The organism is Cobetia sp. 14N.309.X.WAT.E.A4, assembly GCF_030397495.1.
Lineage (GTDB): Bacteria > Pseudomonadota > Gammaproteobacteria > Pseudomonadales > Halomonadaceae > Cobetia > Cobetia marina.
Genome location: NZ_JAPNXT010000003.1, coordinates 116,394 through 139,438, shown reverse-complemented (window position 1 = coordinate 139,438; position 23,045 = coordinate 116,394). Strand labels below are relative to the sequence as shown.

General features: G+C 60.3%; 22 protein-coding genes. 18 read left to right on the top strand and 4 right to left on the bottom strand.

Annotation, left to right across the window (positions count from 1 at the left end; all coding sequences use genetic code 11):
- Positions 1-96 precede the first annotated feature (96 nt).
- From nfuA to OW493_RS05825, 6 genes are all read left to right on the top strand, one after another.
- Positions 97-687 carry a Fe-S biogenesis protein NfuA gene (gene nfuA / locus OW493_RS05850; RefSeq protein WP_077376371.1) on the top strand — a complete coding sequence of 197 codons (591 nt, stop codon included), beginning with the start codon at positions 97-99 and terminating at the stop codon, positions 685-687.
- A 257-nt stretch (positions 688-944) separates the two neighbouring features.
- Entirely contained in the window at positions 945-2,750 is a 1,806-nt protein-coding gene (locus tag OW493_RS05845; RefSeq protein ID WP_289863564.1) for a sensor domain-containing diguanylate cyclase, read from the top strand.
- 403 nt (positions 2,751-3,153) lie between these two features.
- Positions 3,154-3,711 carry a diaminobutyrate acetyltransferase gene (gene ectA / locus OW493_RS05840; protein ID WP_077376377.1) on the top strand — a complete coding sequence of 186 codons (558 nt, stop codon included), beginning with the start codon at positions 3,154-3,156 and terminating at the stop codon, positions 3,709-3,711.
- A 259-nt stretch (positions 3,712-3,970) separates the two neighbouring features.
- Positions 3,971-5,233, top strand: a complete 1,263-nt coding sequence (gene ectB / locus OW493_RS05835) for a diaminobutyrate--2-oxoglutarate transaminase (RefSeq protein ID WP_289863563.1) — start codon at positions 3,971-3,973, stop codon at positions 5,231-5,233.
- 232 nt (positions 5,234-5,465) lie between these two features.
- Positions 5,466-5,858, top strand: a complete 393-nt coding sequence (locus tag OW493_RS05830) for an ectoine synthase (protein ID WP_065392486.1) — start codon at positions 5,466-5,468, stop codon at positions 5,856-5,858.
- 301 nt (positions 5,859-6,159) lie between these two features.
- Positions 6,160-7,977: an EAL domain-containing protein gene (locus OW493_RS05825; protein ID WP_289863562.1), complete on the top strand. Its 1,818-nt coding sequence runs from the start codon at positions 6,160-6,162 to the stop codon at positions 7,975-7,977.
- Here OW493_RS05825 and OW493_RS05820 read toward each other — a convergent pair.
- Positions 7,974-8,474: a DUF3833 domain-containing protein gene (locus OW493_RS05820; protein ID WP_289863700.1), complete on the bottom strand. Its 501-nt coding sequence runs from the start codon at positions 8,472-8,474 to the stop codon at positions 7,974-7,976. The two genes, OW493_RS05825 and OW493_RS05820, sit on opposite strands and share 4 nt — an antisense overlap.
- 948 nt (positions 8,475-9,422) lie before the next feature.
- Between OW493_RS05820 and OW493_RS05815 the strand changes: the two genes are divergently transcribed.
- The 3 genes from OW493_RS05815 (at position 9,423) to OW493_RS05805 (ending at position 12,933) form a co-directional block, all read left to right on the top strand.
- A complete protein-coding gene (locus tag OW493_RS05815) occupies positions 9,423-10,253 on the top strand; it encodes an ATP-dependent zinc protease (RefSeq protein ID WP_077376386.1) in 831 nt (276 codons plus the stop codon).
- Positions 10,254-10,352: 99 nt separating this feature from the next.
- Positions 10,353-11,915, top strand: a complete 1,563-nt coding sequence (locus tag OW493_RS05810; protein WP_077376389.1) for an inactive transglutaminase family protein — start codon at positions 10,353-10,355, stop codon at positions 11,913-11,915.
- Between the two features lies 1 nt (position 11,916).
- Positions 11,917-12,933, top strand: coding sequence for an alpha-L-glutamate ligase-like protein (locus OW493_RS05805; RefSeq protein WP_240499519.1), 1,017 nt, complete (start codon positions 11,917-11,919; stop codon positions 12,931-12,933).
- A gap of 74 nt (positions 12,934-13,007) precedes the next feature.
- Here OW493_RS05805 and OW493_RS05800 read toward each other — a convergent pair whose 3' ends face one another.
- The gene (locus tag OW493_RS05800) at positions 13,008-13,742 is read right to left on the bottom strand and encodes a DUF1826 domain-containing protein (RefSeq protein ID WP_289863561.1); all 735 of its coding nucleotides are present in this window, start codon (positions 13,740-13,742) and stop codon (positions 13,008-13,010) included.
- Positions 13,743-14,008: 266 nt separating this feature from the next.
- Here OW493_RS05800 and OW493_RS05795 point away from each other — a divergent pair, with 266 nt between their 5' ends.
- From OW493_RS05795 to OW493_RS05755, 9 genes are all read left to right on the top strand, one after another.
- The gene (locus OW493_RS05795) at positions 14,009-14,476 is read left to right on the top strand and encodes a Fur family transcriptional regulator (RefSeq protein WP_084208678.1); all 468 of its coding nucleotides are present in this window, start codon (positions 14,009-14,011) and stop codon (positions 14,474-14,476) included.
- 59 nt (positions 14,477-14,535) lie between these two features.
- On the top strand, positions 14,536-15,873 hold the full coding sequence (locus OW493_RS05790) for a dihydroorotase (RefSeq protein WP_077376398.1): 1,338 nt from the start codon (positions 14,536-14,538) through the stop codon (positions 15,871-15,873).
- Positions 15,874-15,950: 77 nt separating this feature from the next.
- On the top strand, positions 15,951-17,093 hold the full coding sequence (locus OW493_RS05785) for a zinc ABC transporter substrate-binding protein (protein WP_289863560.1): 1,143 nt from the start codon (positions 15,951-15,953) through the stop codon (positions 17,091-17,093).
- Between the two features lie 112 nt (positions 17,094-17,205).
- Positions 17,206-18,036 carry a metal ABC transporter ATP-binding protein gene (locus OW493_RS05780; protein WP_136937812.1) on the top strand — a complete coding sequence of 277 codons (831 nt, stop codon included), beginning with the start codon at positions 17,206-17,208 and terminating at the stop codon, positions 18,034-18,036.
- 78 nt (positions 18,037-18,114) lie between these two features.
- Positions 18,115-18,939 carry a metal ABC transporter permease gene (locus OW493_RS05775; protein ID WP_077376406.1) on the top strand — a complete coding sequence of 275 codons (825 nt, stop codon included), beginning with the start codon at positions 18,115-18,117 and terminating at the stop codon, positions 18,937-18,939.
- A gap of 114 nt (positions 18,940-19,053) precedes the next feature.
- Positions 19,054-19,509 (top strand): phosphoribosyl-AMP cyclohydrolase, encoded by a 456-nt coding sequence (hisI, locus tag OW493_RS05770; RefSeq protein ID WP_084208680.1) that lies wholly within the window; start codon positions 19,054-19,056, stop codon positions 19,507-19,509.
- 67 nt (positions 19,510-19,576) lie between these two features.
- Positions 19,577-19,852: a membrane protein insertion efficiency factor YidD gene (yidD, locus tag OW493_RS05765; protein WP_217622036.1), complete on the top strand. Its 276-nt coding sequence runs from the start codon at positions 19,577-19,579 to the stop codon at positions 19,850-19,852.
- 112 nt (positions 19,853-19,964) lie between these two features.
- Entirely contained in the window at positions 19,965-20,366 is a 402-nt protein-coding gene (locus tag OW493_RS05760; protein ID WP_279875023.1) for an MbcA/ParS/Xre antitoxin family protein, read from the top strand.
- Complete coding sequence (locus tag OW493_RS05755) at positions 20,363-21,073, top strand: RES family NAD+ phosphorylase (protein WP_289863559.1); 711 nt, start codon at positions 20,363-20,365, stop codon at positions 21,071-21,073. Before OW493_RS05760 ends, OW493_RS05755 begins: the two co-directional genes overlap by 4 nt.
- A gap of 155 nt (positions 21,074-21,228) precedes the next feature.
- Here the strand turns inward: OW493_RS05755 and OW493_RS05750 are convergent, their stop codons facing one another.
- Together OW493_RS05750 and OW493_RS05745 are read right to left on the bottom strand one after the other, a co-directional pair.
- Positions 21,229-21,660 (bottom strand): SufE family protein, encoded by a 432-nt coding sequence (locus OW493_RS05750; protein WP_084208681.1) that lies wholly within the window; start codon positions 21,658-21,660, stop codon positions 21,229-21,231.
- Positions 21,661-21,772: 112 nt separating this feature from the next.
- Positions 21,773-23,041, bottom strand: coding sequence for a site-specific integrase (locus tag OW493_RS05745; RefSeq protein WP_289863557.1), 1,269 nt, complete (start codon positions 23,039-23,041; stop codon positions 21,773-21,775).
- Positions 23,042-23,045: the final 4 nt, after the last annotated feature.

Genomic DNA, 23,045 nt, shown 5'->3' with positions numbered 1-23,045 from the left:
CGCCAAACCCGAGTGATTTGCTCAGGATTGCGAGTGCAGCAGGATTTCCTTAACATGGAGCCATTAGTCACCTGACATCAAGAGAGTCTCTGCGCCATGAGTGAGAGCATCCAGATTACCGATAGCGCCCAGGAGTATCTTGCCGAGCTGCTCGAGAAGCAGAACGTGGAAGGCATCGGCGTGCGCATCTTCATCACCCAGCCGGGCACTCCGTATGCCGAGACGTGTCTTGCCTACTGCCGCCCGGGAGAAGAAGAGCCGACGGACGAGATTCTGGATCTTCCGAAGCTGAAGGTCTATCTCGACACCCACAGCGTTCCGTTCCTGGAAGAGGCGACGGTCGACTTCAATGCGGATCGCATGGGCGGCCAGCTCACCATCAAGGCACCGAATGCCAAGATGCCCAAGGTCAATGCAGACAGCCCGCTGGAAGATCGCATCAATTACATCCTCTACAGCGAGATCAATCCGGGCCTGGCGGCACACGGTGGTGAGATCAAGCTGATGCAGCTGACCGACGACCAGGTTGCCGTGCTGCAGTTCGGCGGCGGGTGCCAGGGCTGCTCGGCCGTTGACCTGACGCTCAAGGATGGCGTGGAGAAGACGCTTCTGGAACGCATCCCCGAGCTCGCCGGCATTCGTGACGTGACCGATCACACCGATACGACCAATGCCTATTACAACTGATTCATTGACGTGATGCCTCAAGGCGCCTGTCGATGGCCTGCGACGTCCCGTCCAGCTTGATCAGATGAAGATCCTCCATCGCGTTGCGGTGGGGGATCTTTTCATTGGGAAGCTGGTACTGGGAGTAACTCCGCGTAATACATCCGAGTATTAGGATTTCTGGTATTGTGAAGATGAATGCTGCAGATGGCGCCTACGCTGACGCCTCATGACGGCTTGCCCGATGACCGTATCCACCAGTGAAGAGACCGCCATACATGACCCTGGCCAACATGCGCTTTCGTACCATCAACATCATCATCTGCGGACTCTCCGCACTGGCAGGGCTGGTGTTGCTGGTCGTGTTGGCTTTCATCACCCGCAACGTGTCCGACCTGCAACGCGATTGGCAGGAATATCAGCAGGCGCGCTCCGACAAACCGCGCCTGGAAGGTCAGCTGACCAAGGCCCTGGGCTATGGCGGCATGGTGCATGACTTCAAGAATCTCGTGCTGCGTCAGGACCTCGAGCTGATCGGCGAGGTGCAGAACGAGATAGGTGCCGCTCGTAGCGCTCTGAGTCGTTACCAGAGCCTTGGACTGTCTCAGAGGGAGGAGCAGGCGGTGGCGGGTCTGCGTGCCACTATCAATCGCTATGAGCTGATGGTGCCCAGAATACGCACGATGATCGAGCAGGGGAGTTCGAGTGCCGATATCGACAAGGTGGTTCAGATCGACGATTTCCAGGCTGTCTCGGGGCTGGATACCCTGCGCCGTATCTCAATCGTGGAGCTACGTGACAATGACAATCCGCTCGAGAACGGCATGGGCAAGGCTCGCCTGGTGGCCAACCTGCGCCGTGATCTCGGCTACGGCGAGATGATCCACCACTTCAAGAATTACGTGCTGCGCAGTGACGCCATTTATGGTCAGCAGGCGGCGCAGGACATCGAATCGCTGCGCGCCACCCTAGCGGCTTATCGTCAGCTGGGCATGAACACCGCCGAGCAACGTGCCATCCGCGATATCGCCGATGTCATCCAGTCCTACAGTGACCGCTTGAACAAGGTCAACCAGCTGCATGATGAGCAGGCAGACCTTTCACCGCGTGAGATCGATCAACGGGTCAAGGTCAATGATGCGCCAGCGCTTGACGCACTGGGGGTGCTGGATCATGAAACCCGCATGCGGATCGGGGCCACCTCTGCCGCGGTCGGCAAGACGCTCAAGCTGCTAGCCACGGTGGCCCCGGTGGTCAATGGCCTGGCGCTGGCGATGATCGTGGTGCTGATCGGGCTTTCCATGTGGCTGTTCGCTCGCTATGTGCTCAAGCCGATTCGCCGCCTCACGCAGACGATGAACACTCTGGCCAATGATGATGTCAGCGTGGTGATCGACAGTACTCAGCACACCAATGAAGTCGGCCAGATGGCGCGTGCGCTGCAGAAGTTCAAGTACAACATCATCGAGAGCAACAACTACAAGAAACGCATCACTCAGCTGGCGATGCATGATTCCCTGACAGGGCTGCCCAATCGTCAGCATTTCTATGAGAGAAGCGAGCAGTGGCTGGCTGATGTCAATGGAGAGGGCGGTCAGATGGCCTGTCTGATGCTGGACATCGACAAGTTCAAGCCCATCAATGACACCTATGGTCACGCGGCTGGTGACGTCGCCCTCAAGGTGGTCGCGGAAAGGCTCAACCAGGTGGTGCGCAAGGACGACTTCGTCGCACGTCTGGGCGGCGATGAATTCGTGGTACTGGTCCACAATGCCGACATCCAGGCAAATCTGGGGCGCCATGGTGAACTTGCCCAGCTGGCACAGCGCATCATCGATTCATTGGGCAAGCCTTTCCTCTATGAAGACCACAAGCTGGAAGTGGGGTGCAGCATCGGTATCGCGATCGCGCCGCAACACGGCAATCAACGTGAAGCGCTGACTCACAATGCCGATATGGCGCTATATGCTGCCAAGAATGAAGGCCGCAACTGCGCCATCCAGTTCAGTCGCCACGATGAACTCGGGCAGATCGTGGCGACCTCCTCCAGGCGAGCCGCTTCCTCGACAGCCGTGAAACGCTGACCTGTCGCTCGGGCACGTGCGATGGGGATCTGCTGACATCGTCAGAGACCGCATATGACGTCTTCACGATGCCTGCCGCGACGGCATCTCTTCATACCCTTTCTTCTCCATATGGCGCCTGCGGGCGCCATATGTCGTTCTGCTGTCAGTGACGCTTACTGCACTCAGGCACGGCTGGCGATAGGGGATGGAGGATAGGGGCATGGCATGACTGGCGTCTGCGCGGTGGGCGGAGGCGTGGCGATTGCCCCGTGGAGCGGCTCATGCGATGGGGTGATAAACGATAATTTCCCGTTATGTATGAGCGCTTCGCAAATAAACTATGGTTTGCAAGACTCATAACGGTTTGTTATGGTTTATAGCGAATTCGCCAACTGCGAAATAATCTATGAAAACCATGACAATGACTTCCACGATTCAGGGCCTTGCCCACCACACCCATGATGCCGTGATCAACCGCGCCACGACGCCGCTGTTCATCCGTCAGCCGACCACTGATGACGGCTGGGGCATCTATGAGCTGGTCAAGGCATGCCCGCCGCTGGACCTCAATTCAGGGTATTCGTACGTTCTGCTGGCAACCCAGTTCCGTGACAGCTGCGCCGTGGCAACGGATGAAGAGGGTGAGGTGGTCGGCTTCGTCTCGGGCTACACCCGCAATGATGCCCCGCAGACCTTCTTCCTGTGGCAGATCGCCGTGGGCGAGAAAGCCCGCGGGACTGGCCTGGCACGTCGTCTGATCGAAGCTGTGATGAAGCGCCCGGAGATGGCCCATGTGCGCCACCTCGAGACCACCATCACGCCTGACAATGAAGCGTCCTGGGCACTCTTCACGCGTCTGTCCGAGCGCTGGCAGGTCCCCCTGCATTCGCGTGAATATTTCTCCTCGGATCAGTTGGGCGGCGTGCACCTCGCGGAGAACCTGGTACGTATCGGTCCGTTCCTGCCGAGCGATATCTGAGCCAGCCATGGTGTCTCAAGACGCCATGGAGAAGTCTCGGGTGAGGCGGCGTCACGATTCTCGTGTCGGACCTCGAGGAGAATCACGTCTCACCCGCTGGATGTTCATGACAGGAAAGTCGTGACATCACTTGTCGACCCCCAAGTCATCGTGTGCAAACGGGGCAGTGTCATTCGTTGAATCGTCTTTACATTCTGGCATGGCCACCAGCGCTCTCATCGCGCCGAGCATGGCCATCCATCACCAGGGAGGTGACAGCATGAATACGCAGATACTCGAACAGATGGAATCCGAGGTACGCACTTATTCTCGTTCTTTCCCGACCGTCTTCACCAAGGCGCAGAATGCCCACCTGTTCACCGAGGATGGCAAGCGCTACATCGATTTCCTGGCCGGCGCGGGCGTGCTCAACTACGGGCACAACCACCCGGTGCTCAAGAAGGCATTGATCGATTACATCACCAGCGATGGCATCATCCACGGTCTCGACATGTGGACTTCCGCCAAGCGCGACTTCCTGGAAGCTCTGGAAGAAGTGATCCTCAAGCCGCGTGGTCTGGACTACAAGGTCCACTTCCCGGGGCCGACCGGTACCAATGCCGTCGAAGCCGCCATCCGTCTGGCGCGCAAGGTCTCGGGCCGTCATAACATCGTGTCGTTCACCAACGGTTTCCATGGCGTCACCATGGGTGCTCTGGCCACGACAGGCAACGCCAAGTTCCGTGATGCAGCGGGTCTGCCAGCCCAGGGCGCACAGTTCGTGCCCTATGATGGTTACATGGGCGAGGGTGTCGACACTGTCGCGTATCTCGACAAGCTGCTGAAGGACTCCTCCAGTGGTCTTGACCGCCCGGCAGCCGTACTGGTCGAGACCGTACAAGGCGAGGGTGGCATCAACCCGGCCTCCATCGAATGGCTGCAGCGTCTGGATGCCCTGTGCAAGGAGCACAAGATCCTGCTGATCATCGACGATATCCAGGCGGGTTGTGGTCGTACCGGCAAGTTCTTCAGTTTCGAGCATGCCGACATCGTTCCGGACATCGTCTGCAACTCCAAGTCACTGTCGGCCTCTGGCGTGCCGTTCGCGATGGTAATGATGCGTCCGGAGCTGGATGAGTGGAAGCCGAGTCAGTACAACGGCACCTTCCGTGGCCATGCACTGGCCTTCGTGACTGGCGCCGCTGCACTGCGTCACTTCTGGAGCGACAACAAGTTCGAGCGCGACATCCAGCGCAAGGGCCGTATCGTCGAGGAGCGCTTCCAGAAGATTGCCGCCAAGGCGCGTGAAAACGGCTTCGCGGCACACGAGAAAGGTCGTGGCTTGATGCGCGGTATCGATGTGGCGTCAGGTGAACTGGCAGATGCCATCACCTCACGTTGTTTCGAGCAGGGCCTGATCATCGAGACCAGCGGTCACTCCGGGCAGGTCGTCAAATGCCTGTGTCCGCTGACCATCCGTGATGAAGACCTGCTGGAAGCCCTCGACATCATCGAGGAAAATGCGGCAGCCGTCCTGCGCTGAGTCTCTGCGGTATCGGGCGCTGGTCACGTGATCGGCGCCCGTTCTTCCCTGGCCCGCCATGGCGCGGGTCATCTCATGCGATTCCTGGCCCTTGTCACCTGTCACCGAAGAAGGCGCTCATCGTTCTGCGTCGTGGCTGTTTCGTGTTCAAGCGCCATTGCCTTCATGTCACTGCGGGAATCGCCATCTGTCAGCTGTCGAGTCATGACAGCGCCCAAATGAGGAGAAGTTGATGATCGTTCGCAATCTCGAGGAAGCCCGCAAGACGGATCGTCTGGTCAAGGCCGAGAACGGCAACTGGGACAGCACTCGTCTGCTGCTCGACGAAGATGGTGGCAAGTGCTCCTTCCATATCACCCGTATCTTCGAAGGTACCGAGACCCATATCCACTACAAGCACCACTATGAAGTCGTGTATTGTATGGAAGGTGAGGGCGAGGTGGAGACACTGGCGGATGGCAAGGTCTGGCCGATCAAGCCGGGTGACGTCTATATCCTCAATGAACATGACGACCACCTGCTGCGTGCTACCAAGACCATGCATCTGGCATGTGTCTTCACGCCGGGTCTAACCGGCAAGGAAGTCCACCGTGAAGATGGCTCCTATGCACCTGCCGAAGCCTGAATCCGCGTCACGAACCGCGAGATCCATGGCCTGACCACACGAAGCCCCCGCAGCCAAGCTGCGGGGGCTTCGTAGTATGTGGGAGCAGGGCAGAAGGGCGCGCGGCTCCATATTGCATCACGAATATTCGAAAGTTTACCGTTTAATTGACCAGAGGCGCTAAGTCTCCCTTCGCGATGCAGGCAACGATAAGCTGAATGGTGTCCGTGTCACTCAGATGAGATCCTCGCCAATGGCCATCCCCCCACACAACGCGTCTGTCAGCCCACCCGCCATTGCGGCAGGTGGGCGTCCCGGGTTCATGCCAGCAGCCCCTCATCCTCGCGAACAGGAGCGAATCGATAGCCTGCACGCGCTTCACGTACTGGATAGTGAGCATGAAAAGCGTTATGACGACCTGACGCGCCTGGTCGCGGATATCTTCGATGTCCCCATCTGTCTCGTGTCACTGGTGGACGAGAATCGCCAATGGTTCAAGGCCCACTGCGGTATCGATGCACGTGAAACGGGGCGTGACCTGGCCTTCTGCGCCCACGCTCTCCATGAAGAGCGCTACCTCGTCGTCAACGACGCGAGCAAGGATGAACGCTTTCATGCCAATCCCCTGGTCACCGGCCCGCCATATCTCCGATTCTATGCCGGCGCCTTGCTGCGAGACAGTTCAGGATTGCCATTGGGCACCTTGTGCCTCATCGATCACACACCACGTGAGCTGAGTGCGCCTCAACTCGAAAGGCTGGGACGCTGTGCCATGCTGGTCGAAAACGAGCTGATCCAGCGCGACAGCCTCCTGACGGAACGAACGCGTGCCACGCTTCAGGCCAGCATTGACCCCATTACCGGCTACAGCACACGACGACGTTATCTTCAGACATTTGCCCATTGGATGGAAAACCGAGGGAGTGAAAGCTACCAGGCCATCATGCTCAAGGTATCGGAGGCAGAACACTGGCGTCACCATCAGGGCGAGGTCTTCCTCCAGGAGGTGATGCAGTCACTGTCCAGCCAGATCAATGAAAGCTTCGATGATGAAGACGTCATCAAGGGTCGTCTGTGCAGCGATACCTTGATCATCCTGCTGCCTCAGCGGCAGTCTGTCAGCGGCATGCGCTGGCAACGTTTCATCACTCAGCCCTGGCTGATGCATCTTTCCAGTGCTCTGAGGCCCAAACTCCTGGTCGCAACGGCCACCTTCACGCCCGAGGGGGCCACGGCCCATGAGCTTGTCGAACTTCTCGAGGAGGAACTCGCCAGTGCGGCGCATTGGGCACCGTGTCAGCAGAATCTTCAGGTCGCCGATCTCAGCAGCAATGTCACCCTTGCCATCGCATTGGGTGATCGCTTCGCCCGGGCCTTGCGAGACAATGAGCTCAGCCTGCATGCGCAGCCGATCCTGGATGTCCGGACGAGAAAGGTGTGCGGCATGGAGATGCTGCTGCGTTGGCAGGTTCAAGGGCGCTGGGTCACCGCGAACCAGATGTTGCGCATGGCTGAGCGCGCAGGCCTTGGCGAAGAACTGGATACCTGGGTGTTGCGCCAAACGTGCGCCATGATCAGTCGTTGGCAGTCGCAGCGCTCCACGGAGTCTCTCGGAGTGCCGGTATCACTGAATCTCTCGGCGAAGCGCCTGATTGACAGTGAATACGCCGAGACATTGAGACGCATCCTGCGACTTTACCGCCTCAAGGGGGAGCATCTGCGCCTGGATCTCACGGGCTGCGAACGCTTCGCGGAGACACCAGAGGCACTGATTGCGGCAATGACCTCATTGACCCGTGACGGAGTAACCTTCTGCATTGATCGGTTTGGCCGGGAAAATGCCAACCTGCGTCTGTTGAGCCGGATGCCGGCGGTAGCCGTTAAGCTGCACCCACGCTTCATGGCACCTCAGCAGCATGAGCCGGATCAGACTCGTTTGATCAAGGCATGGACCTGTGCGATGAAAACGCTGGGACTGGTGCCCATCGCGGTAGGTAGCAAGCGAGTTCAGCAGCTATCGGAGCTTGAGTCTCTCGGCTTCGATCAGGTTCAGAGCGATGCCTTCGGGCAACCTGCGCTCCCGGAAGATAGCTATGCCCAGTGGCTTGCCGAGACACATTCGCCCTTGAAGAGCCTCTAGCGGCCGCTCTCACAGGGACAGCGCTGAAAGGCGAGGGTGATGGTGGCAAGCTCGATGCCCAATTTGCGCATCGAGGTGCGATTCAACACGCGTCCGTCTGGTTGCAGATACATCCAGTCATCCATGTTGAACTCCCAGACACTGCCATCGATGGGAACCTGCAGGACATATTGCATGCGAAAGGCATGGCCATTGCTGACTGCCGTGGCTTCTCCGGTCACGTCAGCAGCCGTGCCGCGCCATTGACGGTCAGCCGTCGGGGTGAAGATCCATTGTCGATGCTGCGTCTCGCCATCGCTGTAGCGAAAGTTCTCGTCGAGGGTCAATCGTCCATCCTGCCTGGTGCCCTGTAGGTCCACCACGAAGCGCCGAGTCACTTCACCGGAACGATCCTGAACCATTCCCCAGCCTCGTGTGTGCCCGAGGAAGTACTCGTCGATTCTGAACTCGGGACCGGAACCGGCATAGGTATCGATTGAGGGGCTGCTGCAAGCCATTAACAGACTTGCCGAGGAGGCCAGCAGAGTGATCAGACCGAGGGAGCGCAAGCGGGAGCGAATCATCGACATTCTCGACTAGGAAACTTGTACTGATACTATGCAGTGATTCTACAAATAGCAATTTGGATGTATCTCGACGCTTGCAGTGGATCGTCAACGCAAGCGTGATGTCGAATTCTCATAAGCTCGTATAATATATATTATGTTAAATATAGTATTCGAGAAGCCCAGACTCACGTCTCACAGGACCCGCCCTGAAGATCAGGCTGCCTGTCATGTATTCGCTGTGCGTGACCGATACCCGCCATGCTGAACCACAACTCGAGTGCCTGATGTACTGAAAAGTTCAGCAGTATGTCTGCCTGTCGTCAGCTGACGTCAGTGATTGGTCTTCTTCTGCCCTTGTGTCACGACTAGCCCGTTGAGAACAGACTTCGCCACTGAGGTCTCCAGTGCTCCCGCCGATCATTCGACGACTTGTGACACCCACCACAAGGTGCACTCACGATGCGAGAAATGTGCAAGTCCATGAAATAAGTGCCAAAGTATGGTAGCCGGAGACGTCAACTCGGCTGGGACAGGCACGTCCCCAACGAGCGACGTTCTTGCCTGTCGAGCGATGGAATCGACGGCAAGAGGCGTCATGAGCGCTTCGCATCACGCTGGATTGAATGATTGTCCGTGAATGGCAACGCATTGACGGAAGCCGTTCCCGGGCGCACCAGCCGTGGGTGGCGAATCATGGACAGCGACTATCCGGCCTACGTATCATCGCCCTTTGCCACACCTTCAGCGATCGCTGCGAAGACGACGACTGAAGGTGGCCGGGCTCCCTCCCATCATCCACTCGTGCAAGTACGGTGCGAGATGGATGAACAAGAATCATGCAAGGCGAACTCGTGAAGACGAGGTCGTCAGCAAGGCTGAACAGGAACCCTCTTTATCATGCTGATCCGCAAGCTGCTGCTGCCCGTGTCATTGTCCAGCGTCATCGTCATGGCAGGTTGTGTTCCGGCGCAACCTCAGCCCCCCAAGCCGGTCTTGACCCCGGAGGCCTTCTCGCAACGCATCGATGCCCTGGAGAGCCAGATCGCCGGGCAATGCGACGTCCAGCAACAACAGCTTGTCGAGCAGCGCGAACTGAACCGCTCATTGCGCCGCGACATGCGGGAAGTCGGCAGCCAACTACGCCGCATGCATGCCGAAATGGAACAGCCGGCAGCTCCGCAGGTGGTTCAGGCCTGCAAGACCGCCTCTGAAAACCCGATCATGGACAAGACGCTGCTCGGACGTGTCGAGTGGGTCGGCTTTCCGGACATCGGCAGCTATTTCAAGGCGCGCATCGATACCGGCGCGAACACGTCCTCACTGTCGGCGCGTGACATCACCGAGTTCGAACGTGATGGCGACAAGTGGGTCAAGTTCAAGCTGGCGCTTCGTGAGGATGCCAAATACTTCGTCCCCGAGGTGCGCGACAAGTGGGTAGAAGCCAAGGTCAGCCGTACCGTGACCATCGTGCAGGCGTCAGGCCGGGAAGACCGTCCTGTGGTCAGCATGTTGATGACGCTTGGCGACATCAAGCAGCGTGTCGAATTTACCCTGAATGACCGTCGTGATCTGACGTACCCGGTGCTGTTGGGCCGTCGTTTCATGATGGATATCGCAGCCGTCGATGTCAGCCGCACCTTCATCAATCCGCGTCCGGAATTCCCGGGCAGCGCTCCCAGCACCGCCGCTGCCAAGGATCAGGACCCAAATGAAGGAAATCGCGACTGACCCTCGCCCTCACCTGACGTTCACGGATCTCGAACATCTCCACTGACAGGGTCTGGCCGGGTGCCAGACCCTGTGACTGCATAATACTCAAGGACTCCCATGTCGCGTTTCTCCTTTTACCTGCTGGTCGGCCTGCTGATGCTGATTGGCGTGGGCCTGACCGCCTACCGCCATATTTCCTTCGATGTGCCCTGGGTGCCGGGTGCACAACAGAAAGTCTGGGATATCGAGGCCCAGGTCGCCTTCACGGCAACGGGCGGTCCGGTCAAGGCGTCGCTGGCGCTTCCGGAAAATCAGAAAGGCTATAGCGTCCTGACCGAGAACACGGCCTCCTCCGGCTTCGGGTTGTCGTACCTGGATGATCTGCCGGGCCGTCGTGCTGAATGGTCGATCCGTGAGGCCGCTGGCTCCCAGCTGCTGTATTACACCGTGACCATGCTGGAGTCCGACAACGCGACGCCTGCTGCCATCAAGCGCCTGCCGGCGCCTCAGGAAGTGTCCTGGGAACGTCCCTATGATACGGCTGCCGCTCAGGTGATCGAGCAGGCGCGCACCCGCAGCGCCGACTCCTTCACCTTCGCCCGTGAACTGATCAAGCAGTTCGACAATCAGCGTCAGGGTGAGAACGCGCGTCTGCTGCTGACCCAGTTCCAGCGTCCGGTGCTGATGCTGCGTCTGCTCAATGAAGCGGGCGTGAGCGCACGTCTGGTCAGTGGCTTGAGCCTGGAAGACGGACGCCGTCGCCAGAACGTGAGCTCCTGGCTGCAGGTCTTCGCCGAGACACCTGACAGCAATCAGGCTGTCGAGATCGACTCCCCTGAGGGTGAGAAGCTCAACACTGACTGGGTGCTGATCAACCCCGAGACCGGCAAGCAAGGTGAGCCTGACAACCTGCTGCTGTGGGAAGGCCGCGGTGCCCCGATGCTGGAAGTGGAAGGTGGCGTCAATTCCCGCGTCAGCTTCTCGATGATTCGCCACAACGAACCGGCCGCCGTCGCGGTTCGCAACAAGCTGGCCAATGACGAGCTGCTCAACTTCTCGATCCACTCGCTGCCGCTGGAAGAGCAGGCCCTGTTCAAGACCATTCTGCTGATCCCGATCGGCGCACTGGTCGTCGTGTTGCTGCGAGTGCTCGTGGGCCTGAAGACTTCCGGTACCTTCATGCCGGTGTTGATCGCCCTCGCCTTCATCCAGACCAGCCTGATCACCGGCTTGATCGGTTTCCTGCTCATCGTCGCCACCGGGCTTGTGATTCGCAGCTACCTTTCGCGACTCAACCTGTTGCTTGTTGCCAGGGTCTCGGTGGTGATCATCACGGTGATCGCGATCATCTCGATCTTCTCGGTACTCGCCTATCGCTTCGGACTCAATGCCGGCCTGACCATCACCTTCTTCCCGATGATCATCCTGTCCTGGACCGTCGAGCGCATGTCGATCCTCTGGGAAGAGGAAGGCCCCAAGGAAGTCCTCAAGCAAGGTGGCGGTAGCCTTCTGACCGCCGTGCTGGCCTATCTGGCGATGAACAATCCGTGGGTGCGCCACCTGACCTTCAACTTCCTGGGTCTGCAGCTGGTGCTGATGGCCTTCATCCTGCTGCTGGGCAATTACACCGGCTATCGTCTGCTGGAATTGCGTCGCTTCAAGCCGCTGACGGAGGATTGAGATGCTCGCGTCATGGATGAATCGCTGGTCGCGCAACTGGACCACACCGGGCGCCCTGCGTGCCCGGGGGGTTGTCGGCATGAATCGCCGCAACATCGGCTATATCTCGAAGTACAACGACCGCCGCCTCTACCCGCTGGTGGATGACAAGCTACAGACCAAGCTGCTGTGTCAGAAGTACGGTCTGGCCTCGCCAGAGATGATCGGCAAGGTCGCCAGCCAGTTCGAGGTCGAGCGGGTCGTCGACATGGTGCGCGATCACGCAGGTTTCGTGATCAAGCCGGCCAAGGGCTCTGGCGGCAAGGGGATCCTCGTCATCGAGCACCATGATGGCGAAGAGTATGTGAAGCCCAGCGGCGCGCGCATCACGCGTGCCGACATGGAGCGCCACGTCTCCAACATCCTGTCAGGACTTTATTCGCTGGGCGGCTCACCGGATGTGGCGCTGGTCGAAGGCTTGATTTCCTTCGATCAGGCCTTCGCCGAGTTCACCTATGAAGGCGTTCCCGACATTCGGGTCATCGTCTTCAAGGGCTATCCCGTGATGGCGATGATGCGCCTGTCGACGGCGGCCTCGGATGGCAAGGCCAACCTCCACCAGGGGGCGGTCGGTGTCGGGCTGGATATCGGGTCAGGCTGGGCCGTGCGCGGCGTGCAGTATGATCGCCCGCAGTTCGCCCACCCCGATACGGGACATGACATCTTCTCGCTCAAGGTACCCCAGTGGGACACCCTGCTCGAACTGGCCTCGGGGTGTTACGAGATGACGGGGCTGGGCTATCTGGGCACGGATATGGTGCTTGACCGGCGCCATGGCCCGATGCTGCTCGAGCTCAATGCCCGACCGGGCCTCGCCATCCAGATGGCCAATGGCGAAGGACTGCGCAAGCGTCTCGAGCTGATCGAGCGTCAACCCGATGGCGTGCCTGTCGCGGAACGGGTAGCCTTCGCCCGCAAGCACTTCGCGCGCAGCAAGGAAGACGTGGCCAACGTCGGAATGGCCCCCATTCCTGAATGATGGCGTGACCGCAGAGAACAACGCCCCGTGACACGCGAGTGTCACGGGGCGTTTGCGTTCGCAGGACGAGACCCTCAACCTGGGTCCATGCTCAGCATCAGGCGGCTACCGGTCGGCACGACTGGCGAGCGATGGATCAGACCATGCCCCTCATTGCCGGGCCAGCATTCTCCCTTGAGCAAGGCTAGGCTTCCCGGGCGCAGCTCCCGAATCTGTTCCGGGTCCCGACAGATGTCCCGGTGTCCGGCAACGCCATGCCCCAGAGCCAGGCGATCGGCGGCCTGCTCCGGCAACCATTGCGTTCCGGGGCCCTCATAGGTCGTCACCAACCGGACCGGAATGCGATCCACATGAAAGCGTGGGCACATGGCGCTCTGGGTCATTTCCAGCCGCATGCCGATATCCTGCACGTCGAACAGCTCGCCGATGGCCTCTCCCAGCACATAGATATCCTCTATCAGCGCAGCCCCGGCATCCGGTGCGGGTAGGTAGCGCTCCAGCGCCTCACGCAGGTCATTGATAGGCCCGCGCCAGCGCATGCGCAGCGGGTAGGCACCCGAGGACTGAGCCTTGACCGCCATTTTCAATGCCGCATCGATGCGGCGCTGCATCACGGCCAGCGTCACCTCCGGGCGAAAGATCTCCCCGAGATCCAGCGCCTGCTCGCCGATGTGCCAGTGTGGTGTTGCCGAATCTTTCGAACCGCTCGCCGTGACAGCTGACTGGGCCAGCCTGCCGCCCTTCGCAGGCCGGGAAGCCGATGGTGTGTCATGAGAAGTGATCGGAGTGATCGGAGTGATCGAGTGCATGGTAAGCGCCTCGGTGGGTAGGCAAGAGGGAAATCACGCTCGTTATTGTTATGTTATAACATGTCTTTGCTGTGCAGTGACAACACTCTACCTTGCCGCTATCTGACAAGCCTGAGTCTGCATATGGCCCGAGACCGCCCAAATGCCCTAGAATAAGAGTCTGTTCATTGAGGTAACACGCTGATCTGATTCACTCTCAACGTGTCACTGGCCTCTCGTCATCCCGGATTCTCGATCCTCAGAATTCCCGACACCCAGGATTCTTCATGCCCGAGCAACTTTCGCTGATCGACCAGGCTGAACGCCAATGCCTGAAGCGTGGCGTGCGTTTCACCCCGATCCGGCGACGTGTGCTGGAATTGATCGCCAACAGTCATGGCGCACTCAAGGCATACGACCTCTTGGATCAGCTTGCCAAGGAACACGGTGCCGCCCGCCCGCCCACGATCTATCGCGCGCTGGATTTCCTGATCGAACAAGGCCTCGTCCATCGCATCGAATCGCTCAATGCCTTCCTTGCCTGCCACTGTCCCGAGCATCAGCACGGTTTCCAGCTGCTGATCTGCCGTGGTTGCGGGAGAGTCGAGGAGATGCACGACGATGATCTTGGCACTCGCCTTCTCGCCAGTGCAGATCGCCATGGTTTCACGATCGAACGCCAGACTGTCGAACTTGAGGGGCGTTGCCAGAAATGCGCCTCTCAGGTCGCTGACATGGTAGAAACCGCTCAGTGAATGGCGCTTGCGAGCGCTTTTGATACGATATAACATTTGCTTCCCACGGAGGACGTCACATGCTGGACATCCGCATTTCGCAGGCACAGGTCGTCAATGAAGGCACCATTTCCACTCTGGATGTGGGCATCAAGGACGGGCGTATCCATGCCATCGGCAGTGATCTCTCACATCTGGACGCGCGTGAAGTGATCGATGCTGCCGGCCGCCATCTGCTGCCGGGCATGATTGATGATCAGGTGCATTTCCGTGAGCCCGGCCTGACCGCCAAGGGCAATATCGCCACCGAGTCGGCCGCCGCCGTCGCCGGGGGTATCACGACCTTCTTCGACATGCCCAACGTCAAGCCGGCAACCCTGGACAGCGATGCGCTGGAGGCCAAGTTTGCCGTGGCGGCGGGTCGTGCGCATGCCAACCACGCCTTCTATCTGGGTGCCAGCAACGACAACCTGGAAGCGATCAAGACGCTGGATCCGAATCAGACCTGCGGCATCAAGATCTTCATGGGTGCCTCGACCGGCAACATGCTGGTCGATGATCCGGAGATTCTCGAAGGTATCTTCAAGCATGCTCCGACGCCCATCGTCACGCATTGCGAAGACACTCCGATGATTCTGGAGAACGAGGCGCGCTGGCGTGAGCGTTTCGGGGAAGACGTGCCCTTCTCCGAGCACGGTCTGATCCGTTCTCGCGAGGCCTGCATCAAGAGCTCACGCCTGGCGATCGACCTGGCCACTCGCAACGGCACCCAGCTGCATGTCCTGCACCTGACCACCGCTGAAGAGATGGCGCTGTTCAAGCCGGGCCCGATGGCTGGCAAGCAGATCACCGCCGAGGTCTGCGCGCATCACCTGTGGTTCAGCGATGCCGATTACGACACGCGTGGCAGCCTGATCAAGTGCAACCCGGCCGTGAAGACCGCCGAAGACCGTGCCGCCCTGCGTGCCGCCGTGATGGATGGTCGCATCGACATCATAGCCACTGACCACGCGCCGCATACCTGGGAAGAGAAGCAGAACCCCTACTTCAAGGCGCCTTCCGGTCTGCCGTTGGTGCAGCATGCCCTGCTGTCACTGCTGGATCAGGTTCAGGACGGCATCTACGACCTGGAAACCCTGGTACAGAAGACCAGCCACAACGTCGCGGATCGCTTCTCCATCGTCGATCGCGGCTATATCCGTGAAGGGGCGTTCGCGGATCTCGTGCTGGTCGACCTGAATGGCGAGACCAGCGTCACCCGTGACAACGTGCTCTACAAGTGTGGCTGGAGCCCCTTCGATGGCGTGACCTTCAAGGCACGCATCGATGCGACCTTCGTCAATGGCGTGAAAGCCTATGACGGCAAGACCGTCAACCCGGTGGCCAACGGCCAGCGTCTCTCGTTCAACCGCGGCTGATGGCGGTCCTGGCGTGTCGATCTTCGGCGCGCCTTGCCCGCATCATGCCGTGATCACTATCAGAAGGAAGTGGTGTCATGAGTATGCATGCGGGCTCTCCCCTGGCCTCTCGCCAAGTGTTCTGCGAAAAGCTGCTGTCCCGGATCCAGCGCACGCTGGGTTCGCGGGCTGCGCGTAGCCTGCCGTTGAGCGTGCTGGGTGCGCTTGCCGTTCTGGCGGCCCCCAACGCGCAAGCCGAAGACAGTGCGCCACTGCATGTCGCCGTCAGCGTGCCGCCTATCGAGTGGATGGTCGATCAGCTGGCCGGGGATCATGTCGAGATCACGACGCTGGTCAAACCGGGCAACAGCCCGCACACCTATGATCCGACCCCTCGCCAGGTGGCCGAGTTGTCGACGGTTCCCCTCTATCTCGCCATCGGCGTACCCTTCGAGCAGGTCTGGTTGCCGCGTCTCGAGAAGAACAATGCCGAGATGCAGGTCGTGCATCTGGAAGAGGGTCTCAACACGCGCCATTTCGGCAGTAAAGACGCTCATCATCATGATCACGGCTCCGACCATGACGAGCACGCGGGCCATGATGAGCATGAAGACCACGCAGACCATGCAGAGCATGACGAGCACGGCCATGAAGGCCACGCAGATCATGACGAGCATGGCCATGAAGACCACGCGGATCATGACGAGCACGCGGGCCATGATGAGCATGAAGACCTCGGCGAAGCCGACCCTCATCTCTGGCTGGATCCGCAGCGAATGCAGACCGTCGTCGAGCGCACTGCCAAGGTATTGGAAGCCCAGCTGCCTGAACATGCCGGTGAAATCGATGCCAATGAGCAGCGGCTGCTCAAGACCCTGAATGCGCTGGACACGCAGATCGCGCAGGCGCTGGCACCTTACAAGGGTCGCAACTTCCTGATCTTCCACCCCAGCTTCGGCTACTTCGCGGATCGCTACTCACTCGCGCAGCATGCCATTGAAGTCAGTGGTCGTGAGCCTACACCACGCGAGATGGCCACTCTGGTCACACGTGCCAAGGATGAGAATATCGGCACCATCTTCGTCTCGGGACAATTCTCCCAGACGGCCGCCAAGCGCATCGCCAGCTCGCTGGATGCCGAAGTCGCCGTGCTGGACCCGTTGGCCGAGGACTATCTCGAGAATCTAAAGCGTGCCACCGAAGCACTGAAAGCAGGCTTCGAGCGGACCGACAGTCAGTAATTTCTGGCCAGGTATTGCGCATGCGGCATGATCTTGCACAATGCTCTGCCCCATAAAAAAGTCAGACGGGCGCTCACGCGCCCGTCTGCGTTGCAAAGAGGTACCTCTCGTCATGGCCAGCCCCATCTCCGTCGCGCGCCGGCGCCCGGACAGCCATCCGGATGCACCAGCCACCGGGCGCAGTGTCGGTCCGGTATTTCGCCCGGTCCCGGCGGATGCACCGGATGCCATCGATATTCGCGGCGTGACCTTTCGTTATGGTGAGCAGGTCATTCTCGACGATGTCGACTTCCAGGTCGGCGCCCGCGAGATCGTGGGGCTGATCGGCCCCAATGGAGGCGGCAAGAGCACCTTGCTCAAGCTGGTGCTTGGCCTTCACAAGCCGGCAGCTGGGTGTGTCCGCGTGCTGGGGCGCACTCCCCAATCTGCCGCACGCCATATCGGCTATGTGCCACAGTTCGCCAATTTCGTGAAGCGCTTTCCGATCCGCGTGGAAGACGTCGTGCTGATGGGGCGCCAGGGACGCAAGCGTCAATGGGGCCCCTGGCCACGCGCGGATCGTGAGGCGATCGGTGCGGTACTGGAGGAAGTCGGTATCAGCCATCTGCGCCGCCGGCATATCGATGCCCTCTCCGGCGGTCAGCTGCAGCGTGTCCTGATAGCCCGGGCACTGGCGGCCGAGCCGCAATTGCTGCTGCTGGATGAGCCCACCGCGAGTGTCGACAGCGATGGTGAGCGTTCATTGTTCGAGCTGTTCAATCGGCTGGCCAATCGCATGAGCGTCGTGGTGATCAGTCATGATCTCGGCTTCATCAGTGATTATGTCGATCGGGTGGCCTGTCTCAACCGCAAGATGATCGTCCATGACACCGAGACCCTGACCGCCGAATCGATCGAGCGGCTCTACGGTGAACACGTCCAGATGATTCATCACCATCATTGATACGGCGGCCCGTGACAGGCTGCCTGGCGGGTTTCATTTCTTTCACGGCGCCTGCCCCGCGCTCTAGGCTTACAACACATGAATTTCATCACCGCCCTGGGCAGCCAGGACTTTCTTCAGAACGCCCTCTTCGCCGGCCTGTTGGCAAGCCTCGCGGCGGGCCTGGTCGGCCCCTATGTCGTGGTACGCCGCATCGGCTATCTGGCAGGCGGCATCGCCCACACGGTGCTTGCCGGCATGGGGATCGCCTACTTCATGGGGGCCAGCCCGCTCGTCGGTGCGTTCATCAGTGCCATCCTCGCGGCATTGCTGATCGGCTATATCAGCCTCAAGGGGTTTGATCAGGAAGACACCGTCATCGGTGCGCTGTGGGCCATCGGCATGGCCACCGGCATCCTCTTCATCAGTCAGACACCGGGTTACAAGGTCGATCTGATGAGCTATCTGTTCGGCAATCTGCTGCTGGTGCCCGCGGACGCCATCGGCACCCTGGCCTGGATGGTGGGTGGGCTGGCACTGGTGCTGCTGGTCGTGCACCGTCCACTGACGGCCGTGATCTTCGATGAAGAGTTCGCTCGCCTGCGAGGAGTGCCGGTCAAGACGCTCTATCTGCTGTTGCTGGTACTGGTCGCCATCACCGTGGTGTTGTTGCTGCAGGCCGTCGGGCTGATCATGGTGCTGGCATTGCTGTCACTGCCAGCCGCGCTGGCCGGCCATCATGCGCGCTCACTGGGCATGATGATCGTGATCGCGAGTCTGGCGGCCATGGCCTTCACCACCGGTGGTCTGGCGCTTTCCTGGCAGTTCGATCTGCCTGCCGGTGCCACCATCGTACTGGTGGCGGGGATCGCCTATCTGGTCTCGCTGATCTGGCGTAGCGCCCGTGGCGGTCTGCGCCGCTGAATCGCGGCTTGTTACACTGAGACTTCTTGAGATCTGGCCTCCGGACAGAAACGCTGCAACCTGCGCAGTGAACGTTGCGACGGGGCCAGCCTTCGATACAGCTTCTGCAAGGATATGGATTCAATGGCACAGGATGGACTGCTCAAGTCGCTGGAAAATGCACAGGTCGGCGAGAAGGTCGCGCTGGACACCCTGATGGCTGCCCTACCGTGGAATGGCGACGGGTTGATTCCTGCCATCGCCCAGCAGCATGACAGCGGCGAGATACTGATGATGGCGTGGATGAATGCCGAGGCATTGCGCGAGACGCTGACCACTGGGCGCGTGTGCTACTTCTCGCGCTCGCGCAGCAAGCTGTGGCGCAAGGGCGAAAGCTCCGGTCAGCAGCAGCATCTGGTCAGCACCCACCTTGACTGCGACGGTGACACCCTGCTGGTCAAGGTCGATCAGACCGGCCCTGCCTGCCATACCGGACGCAAGAGCTGCTTCTACTGGCGCCTTGACGCCGAAGGCGCAGAGATCACCGATGCACCGATCATTGATCCCGACACGCTGTATGGCAACGCCTGAGTCAGGTCAACGAGACCCCAATCCCCGCCCTGCTCGCGGCTCGCTATCGCGCGCGGTGACGGCTGGCATGACGCGCCTGCTCACCGGCCTGCTGCGCGGCTATCAGCTGGTGCTCAGCCCGCTGCTGGGGCCGCGTTGTCGCTTCTATCCCAGCTGCTCCAGTTATGGCCTCGAGGCCATCAAGGTGCATGGGCCGCTCAAGGGGTGCTGGCTGACAGTCAGACGCCTGTCACGCTGTCATCCCCTCGGTGGCCCCGGAGGAGTGGACCCCGTGCCGCCACGCAAGGAGCCATCGTCAGACTGCTGCGCGGGCAATGACCGCGACTCAGGCCCCACGCCCTGATGGTGTCGCACGCTCCTGCGAGCTGATTTGCGCATGTGAAGTTAAGTCGTGATATACTTCACATGTGAAAGGCGTCATGTGCGATGCCATCGTCAGTCAGCAGGAGAGCGCCATGTCCACCGCAACCGCCATCGATCGTGTGTCCCCGACCAGCCCCAGCGCGGGTCGCGTTGCCCTCAAGTCCTTCTTCAACATCATGGAGAAATGGCAATGCAGCGCTGCCGATCAACGCGTGCTGCTCGGCGGCATCGGCACCACCACCTATCACAAGTACCGCAAGCTGCCGGAAGTCCGCCTGCCCAATGACACCCTGGAGCGTATCTCCTACGTGATGGGGATTCACAAGGCGTTGCGCATCCTGTTCAGCAACACGCCTGAAATGACCCATGAATGGGTGCGCCGCCCCAATCGCGCCGCTCCCTTCAATGGGCAGAGCGCGCTCGACTACATGCTGGCCGGGCAGGTGGTATCACTGGCCGACACCCGTCGTTATCTCGACGGAGTGCGTGGATGAGCATGAGCGCCCTGCCCCAACCTGCCCTGACACTGCCTGACTGGCAGAACGCTTGGCGCGTCATCTCCAGCGCCTTCCCGCCCATCTCGGTGTTCGAGGATATTCTCGAGCCTGATGAGCTGGAGATGGCCTTCGCCATCGAGGCGCTGACCAATGATCGTCTGCGCGAGGAGGCCGGCGATCTGAACCGTGTCGCACCCGAGGATCGCATCAGCGGGCCGGGCTCCACACCGGTGATGGCGGCCTTCACTCACATCGGGCGCGCATCACGTTTCACCGATGGCAGCTTCGGCGTCTACTACTGCGCCAGTAGCCTGGACACCGCCATCAGCGAAACCCGCTTTCATATGGCACGCTTTCTGGCCGATACCGCGCAACCCAGCCAGGAAATGACGATGCGCAGTTACGTCAATCGCGTGACGCAACCCTTGCACGACATTCGCCAGGGATACGCAGAGCTATGCCAGCCGGACACGGCCAGCTACCCGGCCGGCCAGGCTTTCGCGGCGAAGATGAGAGATACCGGCAGTCATGGTCTGCTCTACCCCAGCGTCCGCCATGCCAAGGTTGAGTCCGATGCCGAATGCGCGGCCATCCTGCGTCCACCGGCGGTCAGCATCCCCATTCAGGGCCCCCACCTGCGCTACGTCTGGGATGGTCAGCAACAGGCCATGACGCATGTGCTGGAGGTCAAGGAGCACCGCTGAGCCTGTGACGACACTGCGAACCTCCCGCTGGGTCCAGTCAGCGCGTCATCGCAATGACAATCGCAATGACAAAGACGCCCGCCAGGCCTCTCGAGACATCTCGATCGGCATGGCGGGCGTCTTGGTTATCGTCAGGCCTCTTTTCTCGCCAGGCGTCAGGCGTTGGCGTGCAGCTCGGCAACACCGTAGATGCGCTTGAGCATTGCATGCAGGCCATTGGAGCGTGTCGGCGAAAGGTGCTTGTCGAGGCCGAGCTCAGCGAGGAAGGTCGGCTGAGTGGCGACGATTTCCTGCGGCGTCCGGTCGTTGTAGATGCGCAGCACCACGGCGATCAGGCCTGCCACGATGGCCGCATCCGAGGTGGCCTGGAAGTGCAGACGCTGCTCGCTGCCTTCACCACGTACGTCAGGATGAATCCAGACGTTGGACTGGCAGCCGTCGATCTTGGTCTCAGGCCCCTTCAACTCTTCCGGGTACTCCGGCAGCGCCTTGCCCATGTCGATGATGTACTGATAGCGGTCCATCCAATTGTCGAAGAAGCTGAATTCCTCGACCAGTTCCGCCTGCGCTTGTTGCGCGTCGCTCATGCTGACTCCCGATGATGTCACTGAAGAGTGTCTGAAAATATGCTGTCGGCCATGATAACGCCTGACTCCGACGGACGCACGGGAGGCGTGAAGCCTGGCGCCATGCCAGCAGTCACGCCTCCTCCTCAGGGGTAGCCGTCGTCGTCGCCAGCGAGTGCCTTGCCATCTGCTGCTGCCACTCGCCGTCTTCGGCATGCAGGTAGCGAGAGGTGGTATCCAGCCGTGAGTGTCTGGCGGAGCGAGACAGGAAACGCAGCTCTACCCCGGCCTGTGCCTGGTGGGTAATGGCGGTGTGACGCAGCCAGTGCGGGCTTGCCTGGTCGAGCGTGCGTGCCATCAGCTCGCTGGCGTCGCCGGGGCGCTCCGTTCGCTGGCGCATATCGTGGGCGGCCTGGGTAAACGTCTGCTTGATCAACCGGTAGAGCTGATTGTCGCCCAGAGGGGTCGTGCCATCCAACCGCGCGAGCAGAGGCAGTGAATCATCAGCGGGCAGTGCCTGTGGCAAGTCACTCAGTCCACGCAGGCGTCGCCAGCGCACCAGGGCCTCGAGCATCGGGGGCGGCAGCGGAATCTCGGCCAGCTTGGCACCCTTGCCTATCACTCGCCACCACCACTGGCCTTCCCGCTTGATGATATCCCCCATTCTGGCGGCGGCCATCTCGGCGATACGCGGCGCCATCAGGTAGGCAAACGCGAACAGAAACCGCTGGCGCTCCGCGATGAATCGCTCCCGCGACACCTCGCGCTCGAGGGAGGCACTGCCGGCTGTCGGTACGTGACAACGCATCTCATCACAGCGCGCCTCGATACGCCCCCACAACCAATCCCATAGCGGACGCTCGAGATAGCGCTCGATGCGCAGCGTGCGATTGTCCATGCGCCGCTTGTCACGCATCAGCCGGAAAGGATTGCGCGCTAGATAACCGGCCTCGATCAACCAGGCATAAAGCCCCTGCAGGATCACCAGACTCTGGCGGCGGCTGGCCGGAGCCAGCGGCCCGCGAAAGGGCCGCCACTCGGGGTGCCTGCGGGCACGCACACTGCCAACCCAGACCTCCGCTGGCTGAGGATTGGCCAGAAAGGCCTCGAAGTGCTCGAGCCGCTCACGATCCAGACTTGCCAGGGCGGCGTCTCTCCCCTGCTCACCTTCCGCCCTGAGCCACAGAAGCAGACGCTCTGCTTCCTTGCGATAGGCGCGCAGGGTCTGCGGGCTGTGGCGATATTCATTGAGCCACGCCGCCACGGCTTCAATGTCCGTCTGCGCCTTGATGAGTGCAGCGTCGCCACTCTGCGTGACGGCTGCAGTGCTGGTGGTATTGGCCAGCTCGCCCTCAAGGCGCCCGATCAACGCGGTCATGCCACCGTGTGCGCCCTTCTCCACTGTC

Excerpts from the sequence above, each read along its gene's own strand:
- nfuA (WP_077376371.1), top strand. The coding sequence starts at position 97 with ATGAGTGAGAGCATCCAGATTACCGATAGCGCCCAGGAGTATCTTGCC.
- OW493_RS05845 (WP_289863564.1), top strand. The coding sequence starts at position 945 with ATGACCCTGGCCAACATGCGCTTTCGTACCATCAACATCATCATCTGC.
- ectA (WP_077376377.1), top strand. The coding sequence starts at position 3,154 with ATGACTTCCACGATTCAGGGCCTTGCCCACCACACCCATGATGCCGTG.
- ectB (WP_289863563.1), top strand. The coding sequence starts at position 3,971 with ATGAATACGCAGATACTCGAACAGATGGAATCCGAGGTACGCACTTAT.
- OW493_RS05830 (WP_065392486.1), top strand. The coding sequence starts at position 5,466 with ATGATCGTTCGCAATCTCGAGGAAGCCCGCAAGACGGATCGTCTGGTC.
- OW493_RS05825 (WP_289863562.1), top strand. The coding sequence starts at position 6,160 with ATGCCAGCAGCCCCTCATCCTCGCGAACAGGAGCGAATCGATAGCCTG.
- OW493_RS05820 (WP_289863700.1), bottom strand. The coding sequence starts at position 8,474 with ATGGCTTGCAGCAGCCCCTCAATCGATACCTATGCCGGTTCCGGTCCC.
- OW493_RS05815 (WP_077376386.1), top strand. The coding sequence starts at position 9,423 with ATGCTGATCCGCAAGCTGCTGCTGCCCGTGTCATTGTCCAGCGTCATC.
- OW493_RS05810 (WP_077376389.1), top strand. The coding sequence starts at position 10,353 with ATGTCGCGTTTCTCCTTTTACCTGCTGGTCGGCCTGCTGATGCTGATT.
- OW493_RS05805 (WP_240499519.1), top strand. The coding sequence starts at position 11,917 with ATGCTCGCGTCATGGATGAATCGCTGGTCGCGCAACTGGACCACACCG.
- OW493_RS05800 (WP_289863561.1), bottom strand. The coding sequence starts at position 13,742 with ATGCACTCGATCACTCCGATCACTCCGATCACTTCTCATGACACACCA.
- OW493_RS05795 (WP_084208678.1), top strand. The coding sequence starts at position 14,009 with ATGCCCGAGCAACTTTCGCTGATCGACCAGGCTGAACGCCAATGCCTG.
- OW493_RS05790 (WP_077376398.1), top strand. The coding sequence starts at position 14,536 with ATGCTGGACATCCGCATTTCGCAGGCACAGGTCGTCAATGAAGGCACC.
- OW493_RS05785 (WP_289863560.1), top strand. The coding sequence starts at position 15,951 with ATGAGTATGCATGCGGGCTCTCCCCTGGCCTCTCGCCAAGTGTTCTGC.
- OW493_RS05780 (WP_136937812.1), top strand. The coding sequence starts at position 17,206 with ATGGCCAGCCCCATCTCCGTCGCGCGCCGGCGCCCGGACAGCCATCCG.
- OW493_RS05775 (WP_077376406.1), top strand. The coding sequence starts at position 18,115 with ATGAATTTCATCACCGCCCTGGGCAGCCAGGACTTTCTTCAGAACGCC.
- hisI (WP_084208680.1), top strand. The coding sequence starts at position 19,054 with ATGGATTCAATGGCACAGGATGGACTGCTCAAGTCGCTGGAAAATGCA.
- yidD (WP_217622036.1), top strand. The coding sequence starts at position 19,577 with ATGACGCGCCTGCTCACCGGCCTGCTGCGCGGCTATCAGCTGGTGCTC.
- OW493_RS05760 (WP_279875023.1), top strand. The coding sequence starts at position 19,965 with ATGTCCACCGCAACCGCCATCGATCGTGTGTCCCCGACCAGCCCCAGC.
- OW493_RS05755 (WP_289863559.1), top strand. The coding sequence starts at position 20,363 with ATGAGCATGAGCGCCCTGCCCCAACCTGCCCTGACACTGCCTGACTGG.
- OW493_RS05750 (WP_084208681.1), bottom strand. The coding sequence starts at position 21,660 with ATGAGCGACGCGCAACAAGCGCAGGCGGAACTGGTCGAGGAATTCAGC.